This is a genomic window from Paenibacillus sp. 481 (genome assembly GCF_021223605.1).
Classification (GTDB): domain Bacteria; phylum Bacillota; class Bacilli; order Paenibacillales; family Paenibacillaceae; genus Paenibacillus_B.
Map to the genome: position 1 here is coordinate 2,515,261 of NZ_CP075175.1, position 22,948 is coordinate 2,538,208.

A 22,948-nucleotide genomic window follows, 5' to 3' on the forward strand; every position below is an offset into this window, starting at 1 on the left:
AACGTTGAACTACTGGTTAAGCGTGGACAGTATAGGACTGAGGAGGATTACATATGGTATCGACGGAACGGTCATTTATAGAAGTGGATCCGCAATCCCACTTTCCGATTCACAATTTGCCTTACGGCGTATTCCGCCCGCTTAGCGGAGGGGATCCGCGAATTGGCGTAGCCATCGGCAGCTATGTGTTGGACTTAGCTGCCTTGGATAAGGCGGGGCACTTTCATGCCACGGCGGTGGCGGGAAAGGATATATTCAGCCAGCCTTCGCTGAATGCCTTTATGGCGCTCGGACGCACGGCGTGGCGCAAAGTTCGAGCGCAAGTGCAGCAGCTGCTGCGCGCAGATGAGCCGGCTTTACGTGATGATGCTGTGCTGCGAGCTGCTGCACTGCATCCTATTCACGATGTAGAGCTGCTGTTGCCCGCTCAAATTGGCGATTACACCGACTTCTACGCTTCCAAGTATCACGCGTCCAATGTCGGAACGATGTTTCGCGGCAAAGAGAATGCCCTTATGCCGAACTGGACTCATCTGCCCGTCGGTTATCACGGGCGAGCTAGCTCTGTAGTCGTGAGCGGTACGGATGTGCGCCGCCCGCTTGGCCAGATGAAGCCGGCCGATGCACAGGCTCCGCTTTTTGGTCCCTCACGGCAACTGGACTTTGAGCTGGAACTAGGCTGGCTCATTGGGCCTGGTAATGAGCTCGGACAATCGGTTCCGATCGAGCAGGCCGAAGAGCAGATCTTTGGACTTGTGCTCGTCAACGATTGGAGCGCAAGGGATATTCAGGCTTGGGAGTACCAGCCATTAGGCCCGTTCTTGGCGAAAAATTTCGCTACATCTATCTCGCCATGGGTCGTTCCGCTTGAAGCGCTGGAACCTTTTCGTGTAGCGGGACCAGAGCAGGAACCAGCGCCGCTTCCTTATTTGCAACAGGCTGGCGCCGGAGCTTTTGATATTCAATTGCAGGTTGGGCTGACAGGCGAGGGGATCGAAACATCGCAAACGATTTCAGCTAGCAATTTTAAATATTTGTATTGGAGCATGGCTCAACAAATTGCTCATCATACCGTGGGTGGTTGTAATTTACGCCCGGGGGACTTATTAGCTTCGGGAACGATTAGCGGTCCAACAAAGGACTCGCTCGGGTGTATGTTGGAGCTTACATGGCGTGGAACGGAGCCGCTTCAGCTGCATAACGGTGAGCAGCGTATCTGGTTAGAGGATGGCGACGAGGTTTCCATTACTGGCTGGTGTCAGGGTGAAGGGTATCGCGTTGGTTTCGGTGAAGTGACGGGGCGTGTGCTACCTGCACATGATAATCCGGCATAGGACTAACCCGCACATGATAATCCCGCACTTGTGAAACCACTGCCACTTCGCAGAGGATTAAATATACGACGTTTAGATGATAGAAAGAGCGGATGCTGCCCACTATAAAGAGGGAGCCGCATCCGCTTTTTCATGTCTTATTTTCAATTAAAAAAGTTCAAAATGCCTGCTGAATAGAGCAAAATAGCCAAAATGAGCACGGGCGCGATGTAGCGCAGCAAGAACATCCACCATTTAAACCAAGCGCCATCAATTCCTGTATCTTGACGCACTTGTTTCCAAGCATAGCCCGCAAAGATAGTCACGATGAGTCCACCAAACGGAAGCAAGATGTTCGATGTCAGGAAGTCTACTAGATCCATAAATGATTTGCCGAACAACGTAAAGTCTGCAAGCAAGCTCGTTCCTGATAGAGCGGACAAGGCACCGACTAAGAAACAAGCGAACGTGGTAATGACCGTTGCTTTGACACGAGTCCATTTCCATTTGCCCATCGCGTAAGCAACAGGAACCTCTAGAATAGATACCGCTGATGTCAGAGCGGCAATGGCTAAGAGAAGGAAGAACAGGCCGCCGAACAAATGGCCGAACGGCATTGCAGCGAACGCGGCTGGCAGAGCCATAAAGGCAAGTCCTGCGCCTTGTGTAGGTTCAATATTATAAGCAAATGAAGTCGGGAAAATAATTAACCCCGCAATGAGAGCATACAGCAAATCACCTACACCTACTGCGAATACCGCGGATTTAAGCGATTGCTGCTTTTTCATATAGCTACCGTATGTAATCATAATTCCCATCCCGAGAGAGAGGGAGAAGAAGGCGTGGCCGAGTGCGACGAGCGCGGATTCAGCAGTAAGCTTGGAGAAGTCAGGCTTCAGGAAAAACTCAACCCCTGCCATCGCGTTAGGAAGCGTAAGAGCTCTACCCATTAAGATAATCAAAATAATAACGAGCCCTGGCACTAATATTTTATTAAATTTCTCAATACCGCCTGAAATGCCTCTACCAACTACGATACCCGTACCCACCATGGCAACGGTCTGCCACATTAGCGGCATATATCCCGCGGTAAAGTTAGTAAAACGTTCTGTAAATAAATGATCGGTGTACAATAAATCAGAGAAGGATAGAACCGCGTAATGCATTGTCCAGCCTGCTACAACGGAGTAGAAGGACAAGACTAGAAACGCCGCAAGAACAGAAATGAAACCAAGGGAGCCCCACTTTTTATTATTAGAAGATAACGCTAGAAAAGAAGTAACCCCATTCCCACGACCGCTGCGGCCTATCGCCATTTCAGCCAATAGCACAGGTAGTCCAACAATGAGTAGGCAAACGATAAACAACAAGAAGAAGGCTGCGCCACCGTACTGACCCGTAATATAGGGGAACTTCCACATGTTCCCGAGGCCGATTGAGCTACCAATTGCGGTTAAGATAAAGCCTGTTGAGGTAAAGCGTTCAACATTGGATTGCTGCATATTGTTTACCCACCTTTTTCATAAGTCGATTATATTTTTTAACAATATATCAGCAAAAGGGTTTTTTTGTCCACTACAAAAGTACGTTAATCTACTGGGGGTATACATACTTATACATATGTTGATTAGATATTGAACATACTTACAAGTAAATTGTTATCTGGTATACTAGTCAATTTTTAAAAAGAGTGTTATTTCGTTGTTGTGGCAACATTTCTATATCGCATTCAGGGGACATATGAAAAAGTTCCTCGGTACTTACAATATCTTATGCCTTCCACAACAGACCGGATTTATGGCATTCACTCTTTAATATCGTATTAGGAATCTATCCACTTGCTTGTGTTGGATGCACTACTATGGCTTGGATACTTGAACCCCGTAGGCGGTTCCCATTGAAATGTTATTCATTGCAAACGACAATAATGAAAAACTCGTACCGAGTGTCACGATAAGAAACAAATAGGAGCTCCAATGGGGATGTTCCGTAACGTGTTTGAGGGCAACATATCTCGCGCCGCAGAGCGGTTGGATTATGTGCAATCCCAATGTGACCACAAAAATTCGGAAGTTGGAAGCTTGGCTTCGTAGCGCAGGCATTCCTTTGACGAACAGGATGGAAATCAGCTCCCAAGCACAATAAGCATTATAGCTTGAGATGGCATTTGCTAAGCCACCAACATGATCGCAGCATGTCAAAGGCGGCACCTGCTTCCGCGGGTGCCGCCTAACAATCCCTTATACGTGTAACGCGGCTGAAGCTACTTCATCCCTTCCAGCAAACTAATAATTTGCAGCTTGGTAGGCACGCCCGTTTGAACCAAGTTGCTCGACCGATCATAATTTACGCCATAGTCGTTATCATTTACGAGTGCCAGCGTAAACTCATCGATAACCGTTAAGCCCTCGGGCTTAATGTTGGCATACCCGAGGGTAACGAGATCAACGACACCCTTTTTCGAGGCAACGACAATCCCTTTTGCTTTCAAATCAGCAGGTGACAGCTTCTCCAAATTGTCGCTCACCTTGCTCCCAAGAATATTCGTCGCATGTTCAAAATCAGCTCTATAAATGCGCTTCAATTTCGACTTAGTACCTTCATAAGTATCATTCTCATTGACGAGCAGCTTACTAGTCGACAGCGCAGATAACTCGCTCAGCACAATATCTTGCTGTTGTACATGTTTATAGTCAGCTGCACGATCCGTTTGATAGACATATTCAGCAACGGCCTTCTTTTTCTTTAAGTCCAATTTCAAGACACGAAAATGCCGTGACGCTTGTCCAGCTGCCAGCGAACTTTGCGTTGTCGCGAACAAATATTTGCCGTCAGGAGAAATCGTCACATTTTCAAAGCCGCGCTGTTGAGCAAGGTTGCGATAAGAAGCGGGGATCATTTCAACCGTATTCCCTTGCTCTCTTACCCCCGCTTGCCGCAGCTGCTCCTTCGTACCTTCTGGTACATAGCGCCCTACAATCGTTCCGTTGCGCTTTATTTGCACTAAAGAAGGGCGGTAATGCTCGCCAAGCCAGAACGTATCATCATTCGGATTGTAAGCAATCCCCTCCAAATGAAGTCCCTCAGTACGAACTCCAGGCTGACGAATCTTAATTGTCTCCAGCACTTCGATTTCCCCATGGCTGACACGAATTTTGTACAGCCGCGATGAAGTCGCATCACTTGAACTTGTAGTCGTGCCGCGCTTATGTGCCCCCACTTCGCCATGCGGCCCGCGGTCCGCAACCGTGTAAAACACGTTTGCCGGATCGGACGGTATACGCACAAGTCCAGACAAGCCCCCTTCACGAATGCCTTTGCCAAGGGTGGCTGCCTTTTTCCATTCATACTCTGCTGTGACCGCAAAGCCATGCCCACAATCCGCAATCGAAGCATATGCAGTGGGCAGAGAGCTAAAGGTCATTACTGCCATCAAAGCAAATATAAAGCGTTTTCTCGCGGTTTTGTTCAACGTCATTGTCGCCTCCCTATTTATGTATCCATATGAATAACTTCTATAGACTGTAGAGAAAGCCACCCCCTTTCGAAGCAAAATTTAAAAATCTCTCCTATTAAATGAGAAGTACAATTTGAATTTCATAGAATGAGTGATGTGTTGTTCATGATGTGAGTTTAAATGTAAGTGTAAGAAAAAAAGAAGAGGAAAGTATGATGAGTTTTGCTGAGTTTATCATACAATCCATTCCATACGGTGTAAATAAATAGCTGTGCGGTTCACTTAAACGGCTAAACGCCTAAATGGCTAAATGGCGTAACGTCGTCGCAGCACTTCGGCCATTTCGCGAACTTGCCCCGCTTCAGGCAGGTGGAATCGTTCCGCAGCTTGCTCCAATACAGCTGGATTCTGGCGCTCCCGAACAACCCGCTTAATACCCTCAGCAAATACATGCGCGGCATCGGGGCCAAGCTCAATCAGCTCTTCTAAGCTAGCTGTACTATTTTCAACGACCACGGGGTACTTAGCATTCTCTGCCCCCTTAGCAGCCCGCTCATAGAACTCGCGCACAAGCTGCGCACGTTCTCGGCCAGAACCGGCGGCCACGATAAATCCTTGCACAATGTAAGCATGGGCCTGCCGCCGCTGCGCAATTCCGCAGAACTTGCGTCCGCCAACGCTCAGATCGTAATCCCCAGGGCAATACGCCCCTTCGATTTCTCCTTTATCCACCTTGCCTCCACTTGCATGCAAAGCCAACTGGATCAAGCGATACATACGCTCAAAGTCGCTATGAAAATGGACATCCTCCTGCCCCGTCTTAGGCAAGATGAGTGAGACATTGACCACGCCAAGGTCAAGCGGCACAGCAGCTCCGCCGGAATTGCGGATCGCTGTAGAATAGCCTTGCGCCTCCAACCATTGCTGAGCCTGTGCAGCCAGCGGCAATCGGCTATCTCGTAGCCCCATCGAGAACGCGCGCGGATGCCGCCATAAATGACAGATCGGCGGGCCCCCTTTGCCCGTCTGCTTGCACAGCAGTTCATCTAGGGCGAACGAATACAATACATCCTGTTCCGTAAAATCATTTGTTCGATCAAGGATAAGCATATTTTCGAGCCCCTGTTCGAAGTCTTGATCGAGTCCCTGAATATCGTTATTTTCATTACTAGTTTGGCTGTCTCGAATGTTCTGGTCCACATGTACTCGCCCGTTCGTCACGCAGAAATTCCCCTTCCCTTTCCTGAATACCCTGTTGAATACGTGTGAAAATGTCTGAAACACCTTTATGTTAGCACGAATTTTTGACAAATCACAATTCCGCCGTTGGAGGACAATGTCGTTATATTGACTGCGTACAAGATGCACGGTATAGTCAGAAAGCTAAATATAACCATGTAAAAAATAGGGGGAATTCACATGAAAAATAGGTCATCAGCAGCAAAATGGTTGCTCGCACTTCTCACTGTTATCGTTACCTCAGTAAGTGTACAAAGCAGCGTGTACGCAACAGCGTCTTCAGCAGCCACAGAGGCGGATTTAGAACTTCGCTACGATTGCTCATCGACGGCGACGAAACAAATGTGGACAATTAAAAATCCAACAGCTAAAAATTATGTGCGCAATGGCGCTTACTGGGTTGCACGTAACCACGTAGACGCCAGCCAAGCGCGAGTTGTAAAAGATAGTGTTATTCCTTCTATTCCTGCGGGCAGTGAAACGACGGTCGAGTTCGATATCACGAAATGGGGGACATATTCAGGCAAAAATGTGCCCACTCGCATGGACATCGCCAATCGAGACTACAAGTCCTTGCAATACGTGACAACACAATGCGAGCGTGAGGAAGGCATCATCATTACATTTGAGAAGCGAGTGGGCACAAAATCGTTCTTCACCGTAACGAACTATACCAATAAGGTGTACAAGGGCCAGTGGTATGCTTTCGGCAACAACAATAAGTACGCTAACGACGGCTGGATTATGGTACCCGGTCATGGCAAGTCCGTAACGATGACCGTAAACTATTGGAATGTAGGACGTGAACCACTTACGAAAGTGATTTTGTCTGATGGCGGATCTGGCTGGCTAGGGGCTAACAAGGCGCCAGTTGCACAGTGGAGGCCGTAAATCGTTTAAAATTTTCGAAACGGGCAATAATATGGACCTGCTCAACTGTACGGTTGGGCAAAAAAATACCGTGCTCTGATGTGAACACGGCAGCTCGCATATTCGGAGAGAATCATTGTCTGAGGATTTTTGCTGCGGTGTACGTGCAGGGTGAATTCGATTCTGAGCTAGTCGCTTAGTTAAGAGGGAGAGTGTGACGGGTAATGCTGTTGCGTCCATCAACACTAACAGGCACATCGCCAGCAAGCGTAACGCGGCGCACGACCCGGTGCTTATCGCCGTAGTCGTTCACAGCAACGTGTTGGGTAGCACGATTATCCCAAATGACCACATCGCCCACAGCCCAGCGCCAGCGCACTGTATTTTCTAACCGAGTAATATGATCTTGAAAAATGGCTAATAAATGTGCAGAATCGGGCTGCGAGTAGCCTAGAATTCGTTTGACAAAACCACCGAGTACCAAGGTCCGCTCTCCCGTTTCCGGGTGAACGCGTACAACAGGATGTTCGGTTTCATAGACAGTTGACGTAAACACCTTGCGATAGCGCTGTTCTTCATCAGCAGACACGTTCTGTCTTCTGGCAGCGTAGTCGTAAGCATTTGAATGCAATGCCCATAACTGATCGGCAAGCTCGCGTAACTCTTGCGGCAAATACTCGTAAGCGGTAGCTGTGTTAGCCCATACGGTATCGCCACCTGCGTCGGGGATGACAACGCCTCGCAGTATGGAGGCTTGAGGGTAAGCATCAATAAAGGTGACATCCGTATGCCATACGTCTGCCCGTCCACCATGGTGGGAGTCCAGCTCGAGCACGTAATTCGTGCCTTGCTTGGTCGGTACTGTAGGATGCGCAAATGGCTGTCCTAGCAATTGAGCAAAAGCTTCCTGAGCGGCATCATCGAACTGCTGCTGCCCGCGAAAAAATAATACTTTGTGCGTGAGCAGCGCTTGCCGAATGAAATGAACCGTTGCTGCATCTAAGTTAGGGGATAAATGAATCCCTTTTACCTCGGCTCCGATACGAGCTGTGACGGGATGCACTTCGAATGCAGTATCCACCGTGTCTTTTACTTTTTCGACCGTCATATTCAGGCCCTCCTCACTCGTATTTAAGGGTGCAATATGGTGTGAGAGAACAATAAAGGCCGGGGCAATCGCTAAAGATATAGCGTTGCATCCCGGCCTCCAGTTGTCTGGTCAGCGCGTAAAACCAATTTAATTGTACTAATTTCATCGGATTAGTGTAATATTAAAGCGTAGTAATTGATTTGTCAAGTATAGGAAAAACATCATGCATCTTGCTCATAGGTAATATGATCATTTAAAGGTTGTAAAAGGGCATAGTAAAAAAATTGCATTCTGTCTTCAGGTGTGCTAAGATGAACTTAAGTTTAGTCCCTACATTGATAACCTAATTCACATATCGAAAAAGGTATCATAGTGTGAGATGAATCTTTTTCAATGTGTGAATTTTTTATTTTTCTCGGAGAATAAAAAGAAACATATTATTTTATTTATTTGGAGGTATTACCCATGCAAACAGGTACAGTTAAATGGTTTAACGCAGAGAAAGGTTTCGGCTTCATCGAAGTTGAAGGCGGCAACGATGTATTCGTTCACTTCTCCGCAATCCAAGGCGACGGTTTCAAAACTTTGGACGAAGGCCAACGCGTTGAGTTCAACGTTGTTCAAGGCAACCGTGGTCCACAAGCTGAGAACGTTACAAAATTGTAGTATCCTTAAACAACCCCTAACTTAGGTTAGGGGTTGTTTTTTATATATCCGTCATTAATACTGCCCATCATTTGCTTCACTTGAGCCTGTAAAGCTTCTAATTGCTCTACGGTCATTCCGCTAGACTGAAACAGCGTCTTTGGAATACATAACGCTTGTTCTCGCAGATCAAGCCCCTTCTGTGCAATACGTACCATAACAACACGCTCATCTTTACTTGAGCGCTGCCTTTGTAACAATCCCGCAGCTTCCATTCGCTTCAACATCGGTGTTAACGTACCCGAATCCAGATCAAGAATTTCGCTAAGTTGTTTTACAGAGCTTTCTTGTTGTTCCCACAACGCTAATAGCACCAAATATTGCGGATATGTAAGGCCCAATTCATCTAAAAAAGGCCTGTACATTCTCGATATCGCTCTTGAACAGGCATACAGCGTAAAGCAAAGCTGATTATCAAGCTTTAAATAATCATGTTCATTCACCGTAGACAGCCCTCCTTTACATGGTACAGCAAATAAATTGTTCACAAATAAATTGTGATGAAAATATACAATATCTCTACGCAGGAGTCAATCGCAGTCCATCAAACACTCGTGAGGAGGGTTAGCATGTTTGTACCATGTTCAGTTCATGATCAACTGTTAAATAGTCAGACTTTTATGGAAAATGAAGTGCAATTTAATTTGCTACATATCATTTGTGAGTCGCAACCGTCTTTATTCATCAAGTCAGTAGATGAACAAGTATTTATAGCACAAGCGACTGGAAGAAAGGCATGGCTATGGGTAACAAGCGGAATTTCCATTAGGGACAAGCAGAATATTGTAACGCAATTATGCACGTATTTAACAGAGAGCCGCACACCGATATTGCCAGCCTTGTGTGGTGATCCTGACACTGTTAACCTGTTTGCCGAACAATATGCGGCTGCTCATCATTTGAAGGCGGAGACAAATATGGTGATGCAGGCTTATTATTGCCCTCAAGTCACCTATCCTAGCAATATAACCGGCGTAATGGAAAAAGCGACGCCAGCGCATATCGATATGGTGGCGACATGTTTAGTTGATTTTTACGAATCAGCCTTTGGCATTTCGGAACAAAAAGAAGCATTGCTCGGCTCTGCGGAGCAAATGATCCGTCAGGATGATCTATACGTATGGGTGGTTGACGGACAACCCGTATCGATGGCTAATATTTCGCACCGCTCACCGCGACATGCGCGTATTAACGCAGTCTCCACGCCTGTTGCACAGCGTAAGAAAGGCTACGCGAGTGGACTGATTGCTTCATTATGTACGCTCATTTTGCAGCAAAATCTTACCCCAATGCTGTATGCAGATATGAGCAATCCCGACTCGAATAACGTCTATAAGAAAGTTGGTTTTGTGGAGAGTGGCCTCATTCATGACATTACGTTTGCGGTTCAAGGAGAATAATACACCCGATTCGAACTATTGATGCGTGCAGTCCATTTCCTCAAAGCGGGATGATGTAGAAAAGGTTGGTTGCTACTAGTAGACATCAGAAAAAGAGGGTGTCTTAACAGTCATTCAAAATGACGGCGGGACATCCCTCTTTTCATGTTGGAGAAGCAAAAGCTTCGTTCATGCCTGTAGCCTCGCGTCTCAGCTAGACAGTTCCCTGCTTAACTGCTCTTCTGAATCGACTCCAGATGCTCACCGAGTTTGTCCCACGTCTCTGTGATGCCTTGCATCATGCCCATATCCAGCACTTGCTGCAATCCTTCCGGATTTGCATATTCCCCGCGGTTAATCAGCTTTGTCCCGTTCTCTGTTTCGACGAAAGTCAGTGTTACGAGCGTTGAAGGCATAGTGTCCGCTACGTTACCCTCCGCATCGGAGAAATAATCCCTATACACAATCTTCTCTGGAGCGACGATTTCTTGATATACAGCCTTGCCCCATGATTCCATGCCGTAGAAATCACCCTGGTTCTTATCTTCGCACTTCATGCAATAATGCCAAACCCCGCCTACGCGGAAATCAACATGGCATACCGGGATCGTCCAGCCTCTAGGTCCCCACCAATGTTGGAGATGCTCCGCCTGCGTGAACGCCTGGAACACTAACTCGCGCGGAGCGTTGAATTCACGCTCCAGAAAAAGCACATTACCCTCTACCTTAGAAACGATTTGATTTGTCATTTTAACTTCCTCCTCATTATTATTGGTTTGTTCAAATCATTCTGCCACAACGTTCATAATCTCATCCATCATTATGCGCTTAGTCTTGCTGCTCTTTCCGAGTTTCCTTGCCTTGCAGCTTCTCCAAATAGTCCTCAAGACGGTCGAACCGTTCCTCCCAGATTACGCGGTAGTTCTCCAGCCAATCGTCCAGCTCCCGAAAAGGTTCCGGTCGCAGCCTGTAGATTCGGCGATTCGCGTCCGCTTGGGCTTCAACGATGCCAGCTTCACTTAGAACACGCAAATGCTTGGATGCTTGAGGCTGGCGCAGTTGCAGCCGTTCGGCGATTTCCCCTACGGTGAGCGGACGCTCGCGCAACAGTTCAACAATCTGCATACGATTAGGCTCTGCCAAGGCACTCATAACGCTAGCATTCATAGTCATCTTCCGTTCACTTGCTGTAATGGTACTCGTACTTCATTTAATGTTTGTATTTTCTTGTTGAATTAAATATACCATAAAGGGAATATTCCTGTAAAGGAATATTTTAAATGAATTTCGCCGCTAGAATTCGGGGCAGTCGGCAGAGCATTATAAGATAAAACTCCTCATAGTTGATTTTTGTCACAAAAATGACACAATTCATTGAGAACGACTTGGTTAAAGGCACGAAAGCATTTAAAGAAGGCAACATTAAGTACTTGGATACGAACTACTGGTACTTGTCTGGCGGCGGATTTATTTCCGTACAGGAAATGGTGAAACAAATTGCTTCAGTTGTAAAATAAGCATTTAAATAGGTGGCTTGAGAGTGCCACTAAATAAAACGACCTGTCCTCGATTACTAAGGATGTCTAGGGTACTTCCCTAGCTTAGCCTGTAGTTGGGACAGGTCGTTTCTTATTCGGTAAAGGTGAAGGTCAAGATCAAGGCCAAGAGCATGGCAGCGGCGGGTTACTTATTCGTGCTATGCTGCTTGCCAGGCAAATTATTGCCGGGGCTACCCTTGCCGTAGTGCTGTTTATTCTTCTGCGCTTTTTGCTGCGTGTCGTGTACTTTTTCCACAAACTCATGGGTGTCTGACATCGGTGCATCCTCCTTGTGTACGGTGCTTCTTGGTGCGCTTCATTCGCTTATTTTGTCTTTTTGTACAATTGTCTATTCGACTGCGTCCATCCTTACTATCCCCATCCAAATTCCGATTCATGTGCAGCTGGAAGACACGAGACGAATACAACTCGGATACAACACCGACACGACACGGATACGACGCAGATAGGGCATGCTTAGGTACTATTGTTTCAATGTCTCTGTAACAGCGCGGAATGCCGTTATGATTTCATAAGCGTTTCTCGAAAAATTCGGGTCGGTGCTCGCCTTCACGATAACGACTTTTTCCTGCTGATTAATGTAAATGTATTGCCCCCATATGCCTAATGCAAAAAACTCACTTCCGTTATTGTCCTTCGGAATCCACCATTGATACTGGTAGCCAAATGGCTTGCCTTGAACTCCAGGTTGCATATCAGGACGGTCGACGGGTGGCGTTACCGATTCTTTAATCCATTTTTCAGAAATCAATTGCTTGCCGTTCCATTGACCGTTGTTCATATAAATTAAGCCGAACTTTGCATAGTCGCGCAGTGTGGCATTAAATCCGCCCATTACCATGCTCGTATTGTGCAAGTCGGTCATAAAGTAAGCACTTGCTTCCATACCAGCTGGTTTCCAAATCTTATCTTCCAAGTATTTAGCTGGGGTTTGACCTGTAACTTTTTGAATAAGCATACCGAGCACTTGGGTGTTAATGCTCTTGTAGTTGAATATGCCTGGGGTAGATTCACGTTGTAGGGTGAGGATATAGTCCTCATACGATTTTTTCTCGGTCATTAAGTGCGTGTTTAATTTGTTAATGTCTGAGTTGGGATCGGTGTATCGCTCATTAAACTTAATGCCGGTGGACATTTGCAGCACTTGCTTAATCGTAACGCCGTCATAGCCAGTCTGCTTGAGCTGTGGCAAATAATCAGTGACGAGATCATCGACGCTTTTAATTTTGCCTTCATCAATGGCGATGCCGATTAAAGCGGAAGTAACGGACTTAGATACCGACATCGACAGATGACGCGAACAATCGAAGCTACCGTTAAAATATTGTTCATTGACGATTTTTCCGTCTTTAATGACTATAAACCCACTCGTTTCCGTTCGTGTCAGCAGATCTGACAATGGAGTGGTTTTACCTCTGTAGGTATAGGTGAGCTGGCTAATATCTTGTGCTTGTTTTAAAAAGGGGACTTTCTTCGGGCCAACGTCAACGAGCTCATGCGGTGAGGTCGTATTCATGTTGCGGAATAATTCAGAGCGCTTTTCTTTGCTGTACATGAGTGCAACTTTGCTAAAATCATAGTCAGGACTAATATACTGGCTGCAATATAGCGGAATTTCGTAAGGGACAGTAGCAGTGGTCGCAGACTGCGCAAGCGCAAGGCTACCTCCGGAGCCGAGCAGCGTTAAACTAATTGCAACGCTAAGCAATATTTTTTTCATGGATTGTTCTCCTCTCTTTGTTGAAACGCAGAATAGCCTTTCTGTGTAAGCAGATTATTTATATCACATGTTGTTCAAATGGATCGAAAACGTAAAAAAAGGGAATATGTTATGTCGATATATAAATAAAAAGGGACGCCTCGCTGTCATTTTCAATGACTTTCGAGACATCCCCACATGGTTGTTCCCCCATTATACGACCGAGCGGCGGTACCATTTCTTAACGACAACCGCCTGCTGTGGCTGCTGCTGTACCCGTAAAATAGCGGACAAAGCACCTGTCGCGTTCTGCTGGCGCTCCACGAGTGCGCGCTCACTCATGCGCTGAAGCATTTCCGGATGCGCCGCGAAAGCAGCAAGCTGCTCAAGCAGATCTTGGGTATGCTCCGCGCTGCGTGCCAACCCGTTGCGCAGTAAGTAGCGGACGTTGTCGCGCTCCTGCCCGGGCAGCGGCTTATGAACAATAAGCGGCAACCGCTGTGCTAGCGCTTCGGTTGTCGTCACGCCGCCAGACTTCGTTATCATCAAGTCGGACATGGCCATGTACTCATGGATAGGTTCGATATAGCCTTCCACGTGCACGTGCAGCGCAGAGGTGGTCGCCCACTTGCTCAGGCGCTGGCGAAGCTTATCGTTGTTGCCGCAAACGACAACAAACTGCATGTCCTCAGCCCATTCCGCTTCTTCCAGATCGGTTAATAGCGTTGGATCGAGCAATCCGCAACCGCCGCCCATTAACAGCACCGTCATCTTGGATGGATCAAGGCCGTAACGTTGGCGCAGAATTTGCTTATCATAGTCGTCGTAAAAGGCAGGACGGACAGGAATGCCCGTTACCTCAATTCGCGACGGTTGAATACCTTGGCTAACCAGTTGCGCCTTCGCATCTGTCGAACCGACCATATACAAATCAGTGAAAGGATATATCCAGAAGCTGTGGTCAGTGTAATCCGTAATAATCGTTGCCGTCTGACAATTCGTCACGCCGCGCTCTTTCAGCTTGGATACAGCTGCGCTCGCGGCTGGGAACGTGCTGACGATGACCGTAGGTTGCATCTGATTGATCAGCTTCTCTAACGGTCGCAGGCTGCTGAAGCGTACGCTTTTTAACATTTGCGACAGCTTGCGATCTCTGCGTGTCTTTTCAAATAAGTAGCCATACATGCTCGGGAATAATTTCACCCATTGCACGAAACAGTACGAGCTTACCTCGTGTAAGTAAGGAGACACTTGCTCCATATAATCAACAACATGAACATCAGCCTCATGTGGGAACCATTTCTCGGCTATCTCGCGAATGGCGTTGGCCGTTTGCAAATGCCCGTGGCCAATTGAACCGGTCAGGACAAGCACTTTCGCTTTCTGTGTTGGTAATGGCATATTAATCCCATTCAACATCGTTATACAACCCCTTTTGTCTATTTAAGCACCGCTATCCGGCGTAATGTCCGATTCATTCTTAGTTATATCGTAATCAACTGGCGGGATGTGAGGAACGGACTATGGTTCGGTTCTGAACCTAGACTTTCGTCGGGCTTGATCAGACAATAGAATACAGTTTTTCCATTTAAGTTCACTAGGTCATCCATACACCTATTATTTCACCAATTTCTTCTTCATTGTAACAAATTTTATAAGTGTAAATCCTAATAACTTCCACATTAGATCCCTATAAATACATAAACGTCTTATGAATCATTATTGTTTCCGTAGTGGACTATATTTAATTAGGAGAAAGGGAGCGTATATCATGCATCTGTTTCTGATTGAAATTGCTACGATCGTATGATGTTCATGTATGTTTTCGTTCTATTTTTTTATAGATGATTCGGGTAAAGGATTGATTTCAGTTCCTATCGTGATGACGAGTATCTCAGTAGCTCTATTATATTATGCCATTTAAAGCATGTTAATAAAGGTGTTTAGGAACGGAAGTTAATGGAGTAGGCAAGTAGCAGATGAGGGACTACATTTTTGGGGCTTCCCATCCCCGCAAAGAAACGAGTTCTGTTTGTTCGCTAAAATGGAAAGAGGGATGTCTTGCCGTCATATCAAATGACAGTTGAGACATCCCTCGCATGCTTTATTGATTAATATATTTTTCAAATACGAAGCCGAAATCTTTGACTCGATATTGCCTTTGCGTATTGACGAGCCATGAAAATGCAGTCTGGTTCAATGCACCGAACTGCTCAACCAAATTGCCCTCGAGCTTATTAATTTTCCCCACAGTCGTGGACGCCAGCTCTAAGCTCTGCTTCGCAAATTGCAACGTTAAGTTGTTCTCGTACGTAATTTCCGAAATCTTAATGAGCGCCTTGTACAAGTCTTTCACTTCTTCAATGTGCTTTTTGTGGATGTCGATCTTGAAAGCGAGAGCGCCGATCTTAAAGTTGAGTTCCACATCCAAATCGACCGTGCCAGCCGTTTCGAGCAATACGCTAGAAATCGAGTGATTGCTGTAGCTATAACGATGCAGCGTACGCTTTTTGCTGGTCGCACTTGTGCCGTCGAGATGAATGAGTGCTTGGTTTGTAAAGCAGTACTCATCTGTTTTGGATTTAATTAGGAAGAAAATCTTCTCGTTATCTTCATGCATGACGTAATCGTCAGCATCAACTTTGTCATAGTTTTCTGGCTTAATGACTGCCCCTACGTCGCTTAATCCTAGTAAATCCGAAGCTACTTTTCCAAACATCAATGACCATTCCTCTCATTTCTGAAGTGGTGTCTACACGGATTCGAATGATCCTGAATGACCCTTCTACCATATCATAAATTTTGAAAGAACTCCTAACATTTTGTTGAACGGGGGTTGAAAAAGAGGCGGAATGAACGACTGTGCGAAAGTTCACATTTTAATCATGCCTAATCATATCTTATGTGATAAAAATCACATTTAACACCTACCCAATCTGACACAATGATACATGAAACGAGATATTTAGACATCAAGACCTATGGTCTTGTCGAACAACTAGGGGGAAAGGTGGCTGGGATAGCAATGGATTTAGACATGGTTATGCTGTCACGTATTCAGTTTGCAGCGACAACGATTTTTCACTTTATTTTCGTGCCGATTTCAATCGGATTGGCATTTCTTATTGCAATTATGCAAACGATGTACGTTGTCAAAGGAGAAGAGAAGTACAAAAAGATGACGAAGTTCTGGGGCAAGCTGTTTCTCATTAACTTCGCTGTCGGTGTTGTTACCGGTATCCTACAAGAGTTTCAGTTCGGGATGAACTGGTCGAATTACTCTAGATTTGTTGGGGACGTGTTTGGTGCGCCGTTGGCGATCGAGGCGCTGCTAGCCTTTTTCATGGAGTCTACTTTTATTGGTATATGGATATTTGGTTGGGATCGGTTATCGAAAAAGGTTCATCTCGCGTGTATTTGGCTCGTATCGTTCGGGACGATGATGTCAGCATTTTGGATCTTGGTAGCAAACTCATTTATGCAAAGACCAGTCGGCTTTGAAATGAATAATGGTCGGGCAGAAATGAATGATTTCTTCGCCTTAATTACGAACGGTCAGATGCTAGTCGAGTACCCGCATACCGTATTCTCGGCCTTGGCGACAGGAGCATTTCTGATTGCGGGCGTGAGTGCATGGAAGCTGTTGAAGCGACAAGACTTCGATTTCTTTAAAAAGTCATTCCAAATCAGTATCGTCATCGCGTTGATCACTTCTTTGTTAGTCGCGTTGTTCGGTCATGAGCAAGCCCAGTATTTAGTGAAGACACAGCCGATGAAAATGGCAGCGAGTGAAGGCTTATGGGAAACAAGTACAGATCCGGCGCCGTGGACGGTGTTCGCGGCTATCGATCCAGAGAAGCAGGAAAATACGGCTGAACTCAAAATTCCATACTTGCTTAGCTTCTTGTCTTATAGCAAGTTCTCCGGCGAAGTAAAAGGTATGAAGGAAATTCAAGCCGAATATGAGCAGCAGTATGGTCCGGGCAACTACATTCCTCCGGTACGCACAACGTTCTGGAGCTTCCGCATCATGGTTGGCTGCGGGACAGCGATGATTCTGCTGGCGATGTACGGCGTTTATTTATCGGCACGCAAGAAGTTGGAGCGGCCTAACAAATGGTTTATGCGCATGATGGTAGTCGGTATTTTCCTGCCGCATATTGCAAATGCATCTGGTTGGATTATGACGGAGATCGGTCGTCAGCCATGGACAGTGTTCGGGTTGATGCGCACCGAGGATAGTATATCGCCGAATGTTAGCTCAGGCGAAGTGTTATTTTCACTTGTTTCGTTTACGGGCATGTATACGATTTTGGGCATAGTGCTCGTAACACTATTTTTACGGGTCATTAAAAAAGGGCCGAGCGCACTGGATAAGGTTGAAACAACAATGAATGATCCGTATGACAAGGAGGGACAACATGTTAGCGCTAAATGAGTTGTGGTTTATTCTTGTCGCTGTACTGTTCATAGGTTTCTTTTTCTTAGAGGGATTCGACTTCGGCGTCGGTATGTCAACGCGCTTCCTGGCGCGGACAGATGGGGAGCGTCGTGTACTTATTAATTCAATCGGCCCGTTCTGGGATGCGAATGAAGTGTGGCTAATAACCGCAGGCGGGGCAATGTTTGCTGCCTTCCCGAACTGGTATGCGACGTTGTTCAGCGGGTACTATACGCCTTTTGTCGTGCTGTTGCTCGCCTTGATCGCACGTGGAGTTGCCTTTGAGTTCCGTGGGAAGGGCAAGACAGAGCGTTGGGTTAAAAACTGGGACCACGCTATCTTCTTTGGCAGCTTGCTGCCGCCGTTCTTATTCGGGGTCGTCTTTGCGGGCTTAATCAAAGGGCTTCCGATTGATGGCGAGATGCAAATGAATGCTGGATTGTTCGATATGGTGAACGGCTACACACTCGTTGGTGGCATCACGGTGACAATGCTTTGCCTTGTGCATGGGTTAATGTTTACGACGCTTCGCACGGTCGGCAGCTTGCAAGAGCGGGCGCGTCAGCTTGGACAGAAGCTACTTATTCCGTTAGCGGCATTACTTGTCCTGTTCGGTGTCATGACATACATGATGACGGATGTGTTTGAAGTTCGAGGCGCTATTTTGACGGGTATGGCGGTTGCGGGTGTGGTGGCGTTTGTACTTGCAGGTTTCTTTATGTCGAAGAAGCGAGATGGTTGGGCTTTTGGTATGACAGGTACGGTTATTGTATTAGCAGTAGCAGCGGTATTTATCGGCCTGTTCCCACGGGTGATGATCAGTTCCATTGATCGTGCATTTGACTTAACGATTCATAACGCGGCTTCTGGGGCTTACTCGCTGAAAATAATGACGATTGTGGCGCTTACGCTGCTGCCGTTCGTACTTGGTTATCAAATTTGGAGCTATATTATTTTCAAGAAACGCGTTCATGAGAAAGGACATCTGGAGCACTGATGAGCAAACACGGTAAGCATAACCTACTCAACTACAAAGGAATAAAGCCTGTTCTCCTTGTGATGACACTCCTTACGCTAGTTCATAGTGCGTCCATTATTGCGGTGGCAATTGGACTGGCTGACGTTGTGTCCGCGCTCTTTGCTGGCGAGTCGTTGGAGGAGCAAGCAAGCAGTATCGGACTGTTCGTGGCAGGGTTCGTCGTGCGTCAGGTAACGGCTTTGATTCAACAGAAGGTAGCTTACCGTTATGCAGAAGGGACGGCTCGGGAGCTGCGTCGGAAACTGATGGACAAGCTGTTTCAGTTCGGCCCACGGTTCGCCCAGACGGAAGGAACGGGTAATATCGTGACGCTCGTCTTGGATGGAGTGACCCAGTTCCGTACGTATTTAGAGCTGTTTATTCCCCGCATGGTCGGAACGGCGATTACGCCGCTCGTTGTACTCGGTTATGTATGCATGCGGGACCAGATAGCAGCTCTAATTCTAGCTGTAACGATGCCGATCTTGCTCGTATTTATGATTCTGGTCGGTCTCGCTGCGAAGAAGCATATGGATCAGCAGTGGAAGTCATACCGCGTGCTATCGAATCATTTTGTCGATTCGCTGCGCGGCTTGGAGACGCTGAAGTTTCTCGGTCAGAGTCGTGCCCACAGCGATATGATCGGACGCGTCAGCGATCAGTATCGCTCGGCAACGATGCGAACGTTGCGCGTAGCATTCTTATCCTCGTTCGCGCTCGATTTCTTTACGATGTTATCGGTCGCATCGGTGGCGGTCAGCTTGGGGCTGCGGCTTATTGAGGGGCAGCTTATGTTGGATACGGCGCTGCTTGTGCTTATATTGGCGCCGGAGTATTTTTTGCCCGTCCGTATGGTCGGGGCGGATTATCATGCCACCCTCAAAGGAAAAGAGGCGGGCAAGGCGATTGAGTCTATTATTGGTCGGGAAGATAAAGGCGGGAGCGACGTATATGTTCGTGCAAGCACGGCGGATAACAGCACGAGCAAGACAGACGTGTCGGGTTTGACATGGACGAAAGAAAGCTCGCTTGTGCTGCACAACATCGGCGTTCAGCATGAGCAGTCAGGACGAGCATCTTTGTGCGACGTGTCTATTGAAATTAAAGGCATGAGCAAGGTTGGCATTATCGGTGCCAGCGGTGCAGGCAAGTCTACGCTTATAGACGTGCTTAGTGGATTTATACGTCCGACATCGGGCCATGTGGAATGGAAGGATGGGAAAGTCGGGAAAGACGGTGGAGTACCTGATAATGCTTTGACCGATGCGGAGTGGCGCAAGCTGACGACCTATATTCCGCAGCATCCGTACGTCTTTCATAGCTCAGTAGCGGACAATGTTCGCTTCTATGCACAAGATGCTTCGCCGGCAGAGGTGGAGCGAGCGATTCAAGCCGCAGGGCTTGCCGAAGTTGTAGCCGGCTTGCCTAACGGTTGCGATGAGCTTATCGGCAACGGAGGCCGCCAACTAAGCGGCGGCCAGGAGCAGCGAATTGCGCTCGCTCGTGCCTGCTTGAGTGATCGTCCGATCATGTTGCTGGACGAGCCTACCGCTCACTTGGACATCGAAACCGAGTGTGAGCTGAAAGACACGATGCTGAACTTATTTGCGGACAAGCTTGTCTTGCTTGCCACGCATCGCCTCCATTGGATGCCCGATATGGACTTTATTATCGTGTTGGACGAAGGGCAGATTGCCGAAACGGGAACACACGAGCAGCTCTTGGCTAGCAGGGGTGTGTACTACGACTTGATAATGACACAGACGGAGGGGATGGAGATACAATGAGAGCGGAACAATGGCTGCGCCCTTATGTAAGGGCCAACATGCGGCGCTTTGCCATCATTATTGGGCTTGGTGTGCTGACTGTATTGTGCGCGAGTGCCCTTATGTTCACATCAGGGTATCTCATTTCCAAGTCTGCGCTGCGTCCGGAAAATATATTAATGGTATACGTTCCAGTTGTCTTAGTTCGTACGTTCGGCATTAGCAGGGCCGTTGTCCACTATATCGAGCGACTAGTTGGACATGATACGATCCTGCGCATTTTATCGCAGATGCGTGTGCGCCTCTATCGTTTATTGGAGCCGCAAGCACTATTTATTCGTTCCCGTTATAAGACGGGTGACCTTCTTAGCGCGCTGGCCGATGATATTGAATATTTGCAAAATGTGTACATGCGCACCATCTTTCCTAGCATGGTCGCGCTCGTGATGTACGCCGTCGTCATCGTGGCGCTAGGCTGGTTTGACCTTCAATTTGCAATCTTGATGGCGCTCTATCTTGCGGTGCTCGTGTTCATACTGCCTGCTATTTCGCTGCTCTTGATGAACAAGAAGCTTCGGCAAATGAAGCAGGAGCGCAACGGTCTATATCAGAAGTTAACAGATGCTGTGCTTGGCATAAATGATTGGGTTGTGAGTGGGAGAGCACCACAATTCGTACAGTCCTATGAAGATGATGAGTCAAAAGTAGCTCACATCGAGCGCTCGTTAAGCAACTGGGCAAAATGGCGATCATTTATTGGACAGTGTGTAATCGGGACTATTGTCGTGTCCATGGTATATTGGGCGGGTCAGCGGTACACGGATCGGCAAATCGACGTCACGCTTATTGCGGCTTTTGTGCTAGTTGTCTTGCCGCTGATGGATGCTTTTTTACCTGTATCCGAAGCTGTTGAAAAAATCCCGCAGTACCGCGACTCCTTCGCGCGTCTTGCGGCCTTGAGCGGGCAAACCTTGCGAACGACGGAACCGAATTCGAGCAGCACAGCAATAAACGAGGCGCACCTCACCTTGGAACACGTTTATTATCGTTATGATGCGACCGCTAACTCGTCCGATGTATGGGCACTTGCAAATGTATCTTTGGACATTCCGCAAGGTAAAAAAATGGCCCTTATCGGCCGCAGCGGCTCAGGGAAATCAACCTTGCTCAAGCTCATGCAAGGTGCAATTGAGCCGTGCGCTGGTAGCGTGCGCATCAATGGAGCGCCAGCACACACGTATGAAGACCAGATGCAAGGTTACATCTCCGTCTTAAACCAGCGGCCGCATCTGTTCGATACGACTGTCGCGAACAATATTCGTTTAGGGCGGCCCACTGCTACGGAGGAGGATATTCGCCGCGTAGCCAAGCAAGTCAAGCTGGACGAGCTTATCGAGTCGCTGCCAGAGGGCTACAACACGCCCATGCATGAAGCGGGGCAGCGCTTCTCGGGGGGAGAGCGGCAGCGGGTGGCACTTGCCCGTGTATTGTTGCAGAACGCCCCGATCGTCATTCTAGACGAGCCGACAGTGGGACTTGATCCGCGTACGGAGCGGGATTTGCTTACGACTATTTTTCAGACGCTGCATGGTAGATCGTTGATCTGGATTACACACCACTTGGTTGGGGTGGAGCAGATGGACGAAGTCATTTTTATGGAAAATGGGAAAATAGGCATGAAAGGTTCTCACCAACAGCTCATGAAAAATGAACCTAGGTATAGTAAGCTATACCAATTGGATAAGCCTATCCGTCGCTAAATGCTAAATAGTGGATGATATGTGCCAGATAATAGATACTAGATGCTAACCAGTGTGTTGTGCACAGACCTCACAGATCTTTGCTACACACCCAAGCACAACGTACATTTATGGCATACCATTTACGCTATACACGAAGCAGGGGCGTACGTGCAGCCCCTTTTTAATCAAACAAGTCATGTTGTTGACACTGCCTCAAAAAATCCACTACAATGAGTAGTGTGAGGTGTGTGCCAACATGAAATTAAGTCGTTTTAAATTTCACGAGAGTGGATTGAACCGCTTTTTTGGACCACTTGAGGCGAAAGTAATGGACATTTTGTGGAGCAATGAGCAGCTAGCGATTAAAGAAGTTCAAGCAAAGCTGGAGCAGGAGAAGCATGTGAACTTTAATACCGTCATGACCGTTATGAATCGGCTTGTAGAGAAGGATGTACTAGAGAAGCAGGTTCATGGTCGCGCATCGCTGTATCGTCCCAAGTTATCGAAGGAACATTTTTTGGAGAAGCAATCCAAGGAGTTAACGAATGGGCTCATCGAAGATTTCGGTCCGCTTGTGGTGAGTCATATGCTTGATGCTTTGGATGACATCGACGATTCGCTAATCGAGAAACTAGAACAAAAAATAAAGCAGTTAAAGAAGGAAACGTAA

The 22,948-nt window shown here is 47.2% G+C and carries 21 protein-coding genes and 1 pseudogene; 10 read left to right on the forward strand and 12 right to left on the reverse strand.

Annotation, left to right across the window (positions count from 1 at the left end):
* The first annotated feature begins 53 nt into the window (after positions 1–53).
* Positions 54–1,334 (forward strand): fumarylacetoacetase, encoded by a 1,281-nt coding sequence (gene fahA, locus KIK04_RS11005; protein WP_232278268.1) that lies wholly within the window; start codon positions 54–56, stop codon positions 1,332–1,334.
* Between the two features lie 143 nt (positions 1,335–1,477).
* Here the strand turns inward: fahA and KIK04_RS11010 are convergent, their stop codons facing one another.
* From KIK04_RS11010 to KIK04_RS11025, 4 genes are all read right to left on the reverse strand, one after another.
* The gene (locus KIK04_RS11010; RefSeq protein WP_232278269.1) at positions 1,478–2,815 is read right to left on the reverse strand and encodes a sodium-dependent transporter; all 1,338 of its coding nucleotides are present in this window, start codon (positions 2,813–2,815) and stop codon (positions 1,478–1,480) included.
* A 357-nt stretch (positions 2,816–3,172) separates the two neighbouring features.
* Complete coding sequence (locus KIK04_RS11015; protein ID WP_232278692.1) at positions 3,173–3,265, reverse strand: DMT family transporter; 93 nt, start codon at positions 3,263–3,265, stop codon at positions 3,173–3,175.
* 311 nt (positions 3,266–3,576) lie between these two features.
* The gene (locus KIK04_RS11020; protein WP_232278270.1) at positions 3,577–4,791 is read right to left on the reverse strand and encodes an esterase-like activity of phytase family protein; all 1,215 of its coding nucleotides are present in this window, start codon (positions 4,789–4,791) and stop codon (positions 3,577–3,579) included.
* Positions 4,792–5,076: 285 nt separating this feature from the next.
* Positions 5,077–5,970 carry a lipoate--protein ligase family protein gene (locus KIK04_RS11025; protein ID WP_442951166.1) on the reverse strand — a complete coding sequence of 298 codons (894 nt, stop codon included), beginning with the start codon at positions 5,968–5,970 and terminating at the stop codon, positions 5,077–5,079.
* Between the two features lie 219 nt (positions 5,971–6,189).
* Here KIK04_RS11025 and KIK04_RS11030 point away from each other — a divergent pair, with 219 nt between their 5' ends.
* The gene (locus tag KIK04_RS11030; protein WP_232278271.1) at positions 6,190–6,900 is read left to right on the forward strand and encodes a hypothetical protein; all 711 of its coding nucleotides are present in this window, start codon (positions 6,190–6,192) and stop codon (positions 6,898–6,900) included.
* Between the two features lie 175 nt (positions 6,901–7,075).
* Here KIK04_RS11030 and KIK04_RS11035 read toward each other — a convergent pair whose 3' ends face one another.
* Positions 7,076–7,987, reverse strand: a complete 912-nt coding sequence (locus KIK04_RS11035; protein WP_232278272.1) for a TauD/TfdA dioxygenase family protein — start codon at positions 7,985–7,987, stop codon at positions 7,076–7,078.
* Positions 7,988–8,434: 447 nt separating this feature from the next.
* Between KIK04_RS11035 and KIK04_RS11040 the strand changes: the two genes are divergently transcribed.
* The gene (locus tag KIK04_RS11040; protein ID WP_232278273.1) at positions 8,435–8,635 is read left to right on the forward strand and encodes a cold-shock protein; all 201 of its coding nucleotides are present in this window, start codon (positions 8,435–8,437) and stop codon (positions 8,633–8,635) included.
* A gap of 26 nt (positions 8,636–8,661) precedes the next feature.
* Here the strand turns inward: KIK04_RS11040 and KIK04_RS11045 are convergent, their stop codons facing one another.
* Entirely contained in the window at positions 8,662–9,117 is a 456-nt protein-coding gene (locus tag KIK04_RS11045; RefSeq protein ID WP_232278274.1) for a MarR family winged helix-turn-helix transcriptional regulator, read from the reverse strand.
* Between the two features lie 126 nt (positions 9,118–9,243).
* On the opposite strand from KIK04_RS11045, the gene KIK04_RS11050 reads away from it, so the two are divergent.
* Complete coding sequence (locus KIK04_RS11050; protein WP_232278275.1) at positions 9,244–10,074, forward strand: GNAT family N-acetyltransferase; 831 nt, start codon at positions 9,244–9,246, stop codon at positions 10,072–10,074.
* Positions 10,075–10,283: 209 nt separating this feature from the next.
* Here KIK04_RS11050 and KIK04_RS11055 read toward each other — a convergent pair whose 3' ends face one another.
* Positions 10,284–10,802, reverse strand: coding sequence for an SRPBCC domain-containing protein (locus KIK04_RS11055; protein ID WP_232278276.1), 519 nt, complete (start codon positions 10,800–10,802; stop codon positions 10,284–10,286).
* Between the two features lie 79 nt (positions 10,803–10,881).
* Positions 10,882–11,220, reverse strand: coding sequence for an ArsR/SmtB family transcription factor (locus KIK04_RS11060; RefSeq protein ID WP_232278694.1), 339 nt, complete (start codon positions 11,218–11,220; stop codon positions 10,882–10,884).
* 200 nt (positions 11,221–11,420) lie between these two features.
* Here KIK04_RS11060 and KIK04_RS11065 point away from each other — a divergent pair.
* Positions 11,421–11,570 (forward strand): annotated as a pseudogene (locus KIK04_RS11065) (ABC transporter); the annotation flags it as partial.
* A 166-nt stretch (positions 11,571–11,736) separates the two neighbouring features.
* On the opposite strand, the gene KIK04_RS11070 reads toward KIK04_RS11065, so the two are convergent.
* The 4 genes from KIK04_RS11070 to KIK04_RS11085 form a co-directional block, all read right to left on the reverse strand.
* Positions 11,737–11,868: a DUF4023 domain-containing protein gene (locus KIK04_RS11070; protein ID WP_232278277.1), complete on the reverse strand. Its 132-nt coding sequence runs from the start codon at positions 11,866–11,868 to the stop codon at positions 11,737–11,739.
* 207 nt (positions 11,869–12,075) lie between these two features.
* A complete protein-coding gene (locus KIK04_RS11075) occupies positions 12,076–13,332 on the reverse strand; it encodes a serine hydrolase domain-containing protein (protein ID WP_232278278.1) in 1,257 nt (418 codons plus the stop codon).
* 192 nt (positions 13,333–13,524) lie between these two features.
* On the reverse strand, positions 13,525–14,730 hold the full coding sequence (locus KIK04_RS11080; RefSeq protein ID WP_232278279.1) for an MGDG synthase family glycosyltransferase: 1,206 nt from the start codon (positions 14,728–14,730) through the stop codon (positions 13,525–13,527).
* 685 nt (positions 14,731–15,415) lie between these two features.
* Positions 15,416–16,030 carry a PH domain-containing protein gene (locus KIK04_RS11085; protein ID WP_232278695.1) on the reverse strand — a complete coding sequence of 205 codons (615 nt, stop codon included), beginning with the start codon at positions 16,028–16,030 and terminating at the stop codon, positions 15,416–15,418.
* A 306-nt stretch (positions 16,031–16,336) separates the two neighbouring features.
* On the opposite strand from KIK04_RS11085, the gene KIK04_RS11090 reads away from it, so the two are divergent.
* The 5 genes from KIK04_RS11090 to KIK04_RS11110 all read left to right on the forward strand — a co-directional run bounded on the left by KIK04_RS11090 (position 16,337) and on the right by KIK04_RS11110 (position 22,948).
* Positions 16,337–17,749, forward strand: a complete 1,413-nt coding sequence (locus tag KIK04_RS11090; RefSeq protein ID WP_232278280.1) for a cytochrome ubiquinol oxidase subunit I — start codon at positions 16,337–16,339, stop codon at positions 17,747–17,749.
* Entirely contained in the window at positions 17,733–18,749 is a 1,017-nt protein-coding gene (cydB, locus tag KIK04_RS11095; protein WP_232278281.1) for a cytochrome d ubiquinol oxidase subunit II, read from the forward strand. Before KIK04_RS11090 ends, cydB begins: the two co-directional genes overlap by 17 nt.
* On the forward strand, positions 18,749–20,557 hold the full coding sequence (gene cydD / locus KIK04_RS11100) for a thiol reductant ABC exporter subunit CydD (RefSeq protein WP_232278282.1): 1,809 nt from the start codon (positions 18,749–18,751) through the stop codon (positions 20,555–20,557). Before cydB ends, cydD begins: the two co-directional genes overlap by 1 nt.
* Positions 20,554–22,296 (forward strand): thiol reductant ABC exporter subunit CydC, encoded by a 1,743-nt coding sequence (cydC, locus tag KIK04_RS11105; protein ID WP_232278283.1) that lies wholly within the window; start codon positions 20,554–20,556, stop codon positions 22,294–22,296. Before cydD ends, cydC begins: the two co-directional genes overlap by 4 nt.
* 238 nt (positions 22,297–22,534) lie before the next feature.
* Complete coding sequence (locus KIK04_RS11110) at positions 22,535–22,948, forward strand: BlaI/MecI/CopY family transcriptional regulator (RefSeq protein WP_232278284.1); 414 nt, start codon at positions 22,535–22,537, stop codon at positions 22,946–22,948.

Excerpts from the sequence above, each read along its gene's own strand:
- cydD (WP_232278282.1), top strand. The coding sequence starts at position 18,749 with ATGAGCAAACACGGTAAGCATAACCTACTCAACTACAAAGGAATAAAG.
- KIK04_RS11055 (WP_232278276.1), bottom strand. The coding sequence starts at position 10,802 with ATGACAAATCAAATCGTTTCTAAGGTAGAGGGTAATGTGCTTTTTCTG.
- cydB (WP_232278281.1), top strand. The coding sequence starts at position 17,733 with ATGTTAGCGCTAAATGAGTTGTGGTTTATTCTTGTCGCTGTACTGTTC.
- KIK04_RS11110 (WP_232278284.1), top strand. The coding sequence starts at position 22,535 with ATGAAATTAAGTCGTTTTAAATTTCACGAGAGTGGATTGAACCGCTTT.
- KIK04_RS11010 (WP_232278269.1), bottom strand. The coding sequence starts at position 2,815 with ATGCAGCAATCCAATGTTGAACGCTTTACCTCAACAGGCTTTATCTTA.
- KIK04_RS11080 (WP_232278279.1), bottom strand. The coding sequence starts at position 14,730 with ATGTTGAATGGGATTAATATGCCATTACCAACACAGAAAGCGAAAGTG.
- KIK04_RS11020 (WP_232278270.1), bottom strand. The coding sequence starts at position 4,791 with ATGACGTTGAACAAAACCGCGAGAAAACGCTTTATATTTGCTTTGATG.
- KIK04_RS11090 (WP_232278280.1), top strand. The coding sequence starts at position 16,337 with ATGGATTTAGACATGGTTATGCTGTCACGTATTCAGTTTGCAGCGACA.
- KIK04_RS11030 (WP_232278271.1), top strand. The coding sequence starts at position 6,190 with ATGAAAAATAGGTCATCAGCAGCAAAATGGTTGCTCGCACTTCTCACT.
- KIK04_RS11085 (WP_232278695.1), bottom strand. The coding sequence starts at position 16,030 with ATGTTTGGAAAAGTAGCTTCGGATTTACTAGGATTAAGCGACGTAGGG.
- KIK04_RS11070 (WP_232278277.1), bottom strand. The coding sequence starts at position 11,868 with ATGTCAGACACCCATGAGTTTGTGGAAAAAGTACACGACACGCAGCAA.
- cydC (WP_232278283.1), top strand. The coding sequence starts at position 20,554 with ATGAGAGCGGAACAATGGCTGCGCCCTTATGTAAGGGCCAACATGCGG.
- KIK04_RS11060 (WP_232278694.1), bottom strand. The coding sequence starts at position 11,220 with ATGAATGCTAGCGTTATGAGTGCCTTGGCAGAGCCTAATCGTATGCAG.
- fahA (WP_232278268.1), top strand. The coding sequence starts at position 54 with ATGGTATCGACGGAACGGTCATTTATAGAAGTGGATCCGCAATCCCAC.
- KIK04_RS11075 (WP_232278278.1), bottom strand. The coding sequence starts at position 13,332 with ATGAAAAAAATATTGCTTAGCGTTGCAATTAGTTTAACGCTGCTCGGC.
- KIK04_RS11035 (WP_232278272.1), bottom strand. The coding sequence starts at position 7,987 with ATGACGGTCGAAAAAGTAAAAGACACGGTGGATACTGCATTCGAAGTG.
- KIK04_RS11040 (WP_232278273.1), top strand. The coding sequence starts at position 8,435 with ATGCAAACAGGTACAGTTAAATGGTTTAACGCAGAGAAAGGTTTCGGC.
- KIK04_RS11050 (WP_232278275.1), top strand. The coding sequence starts at position 9,244 with ATGTTTGTACCATGTTCAGTTCATGATCAACTGTTAAATAGTCAGACT.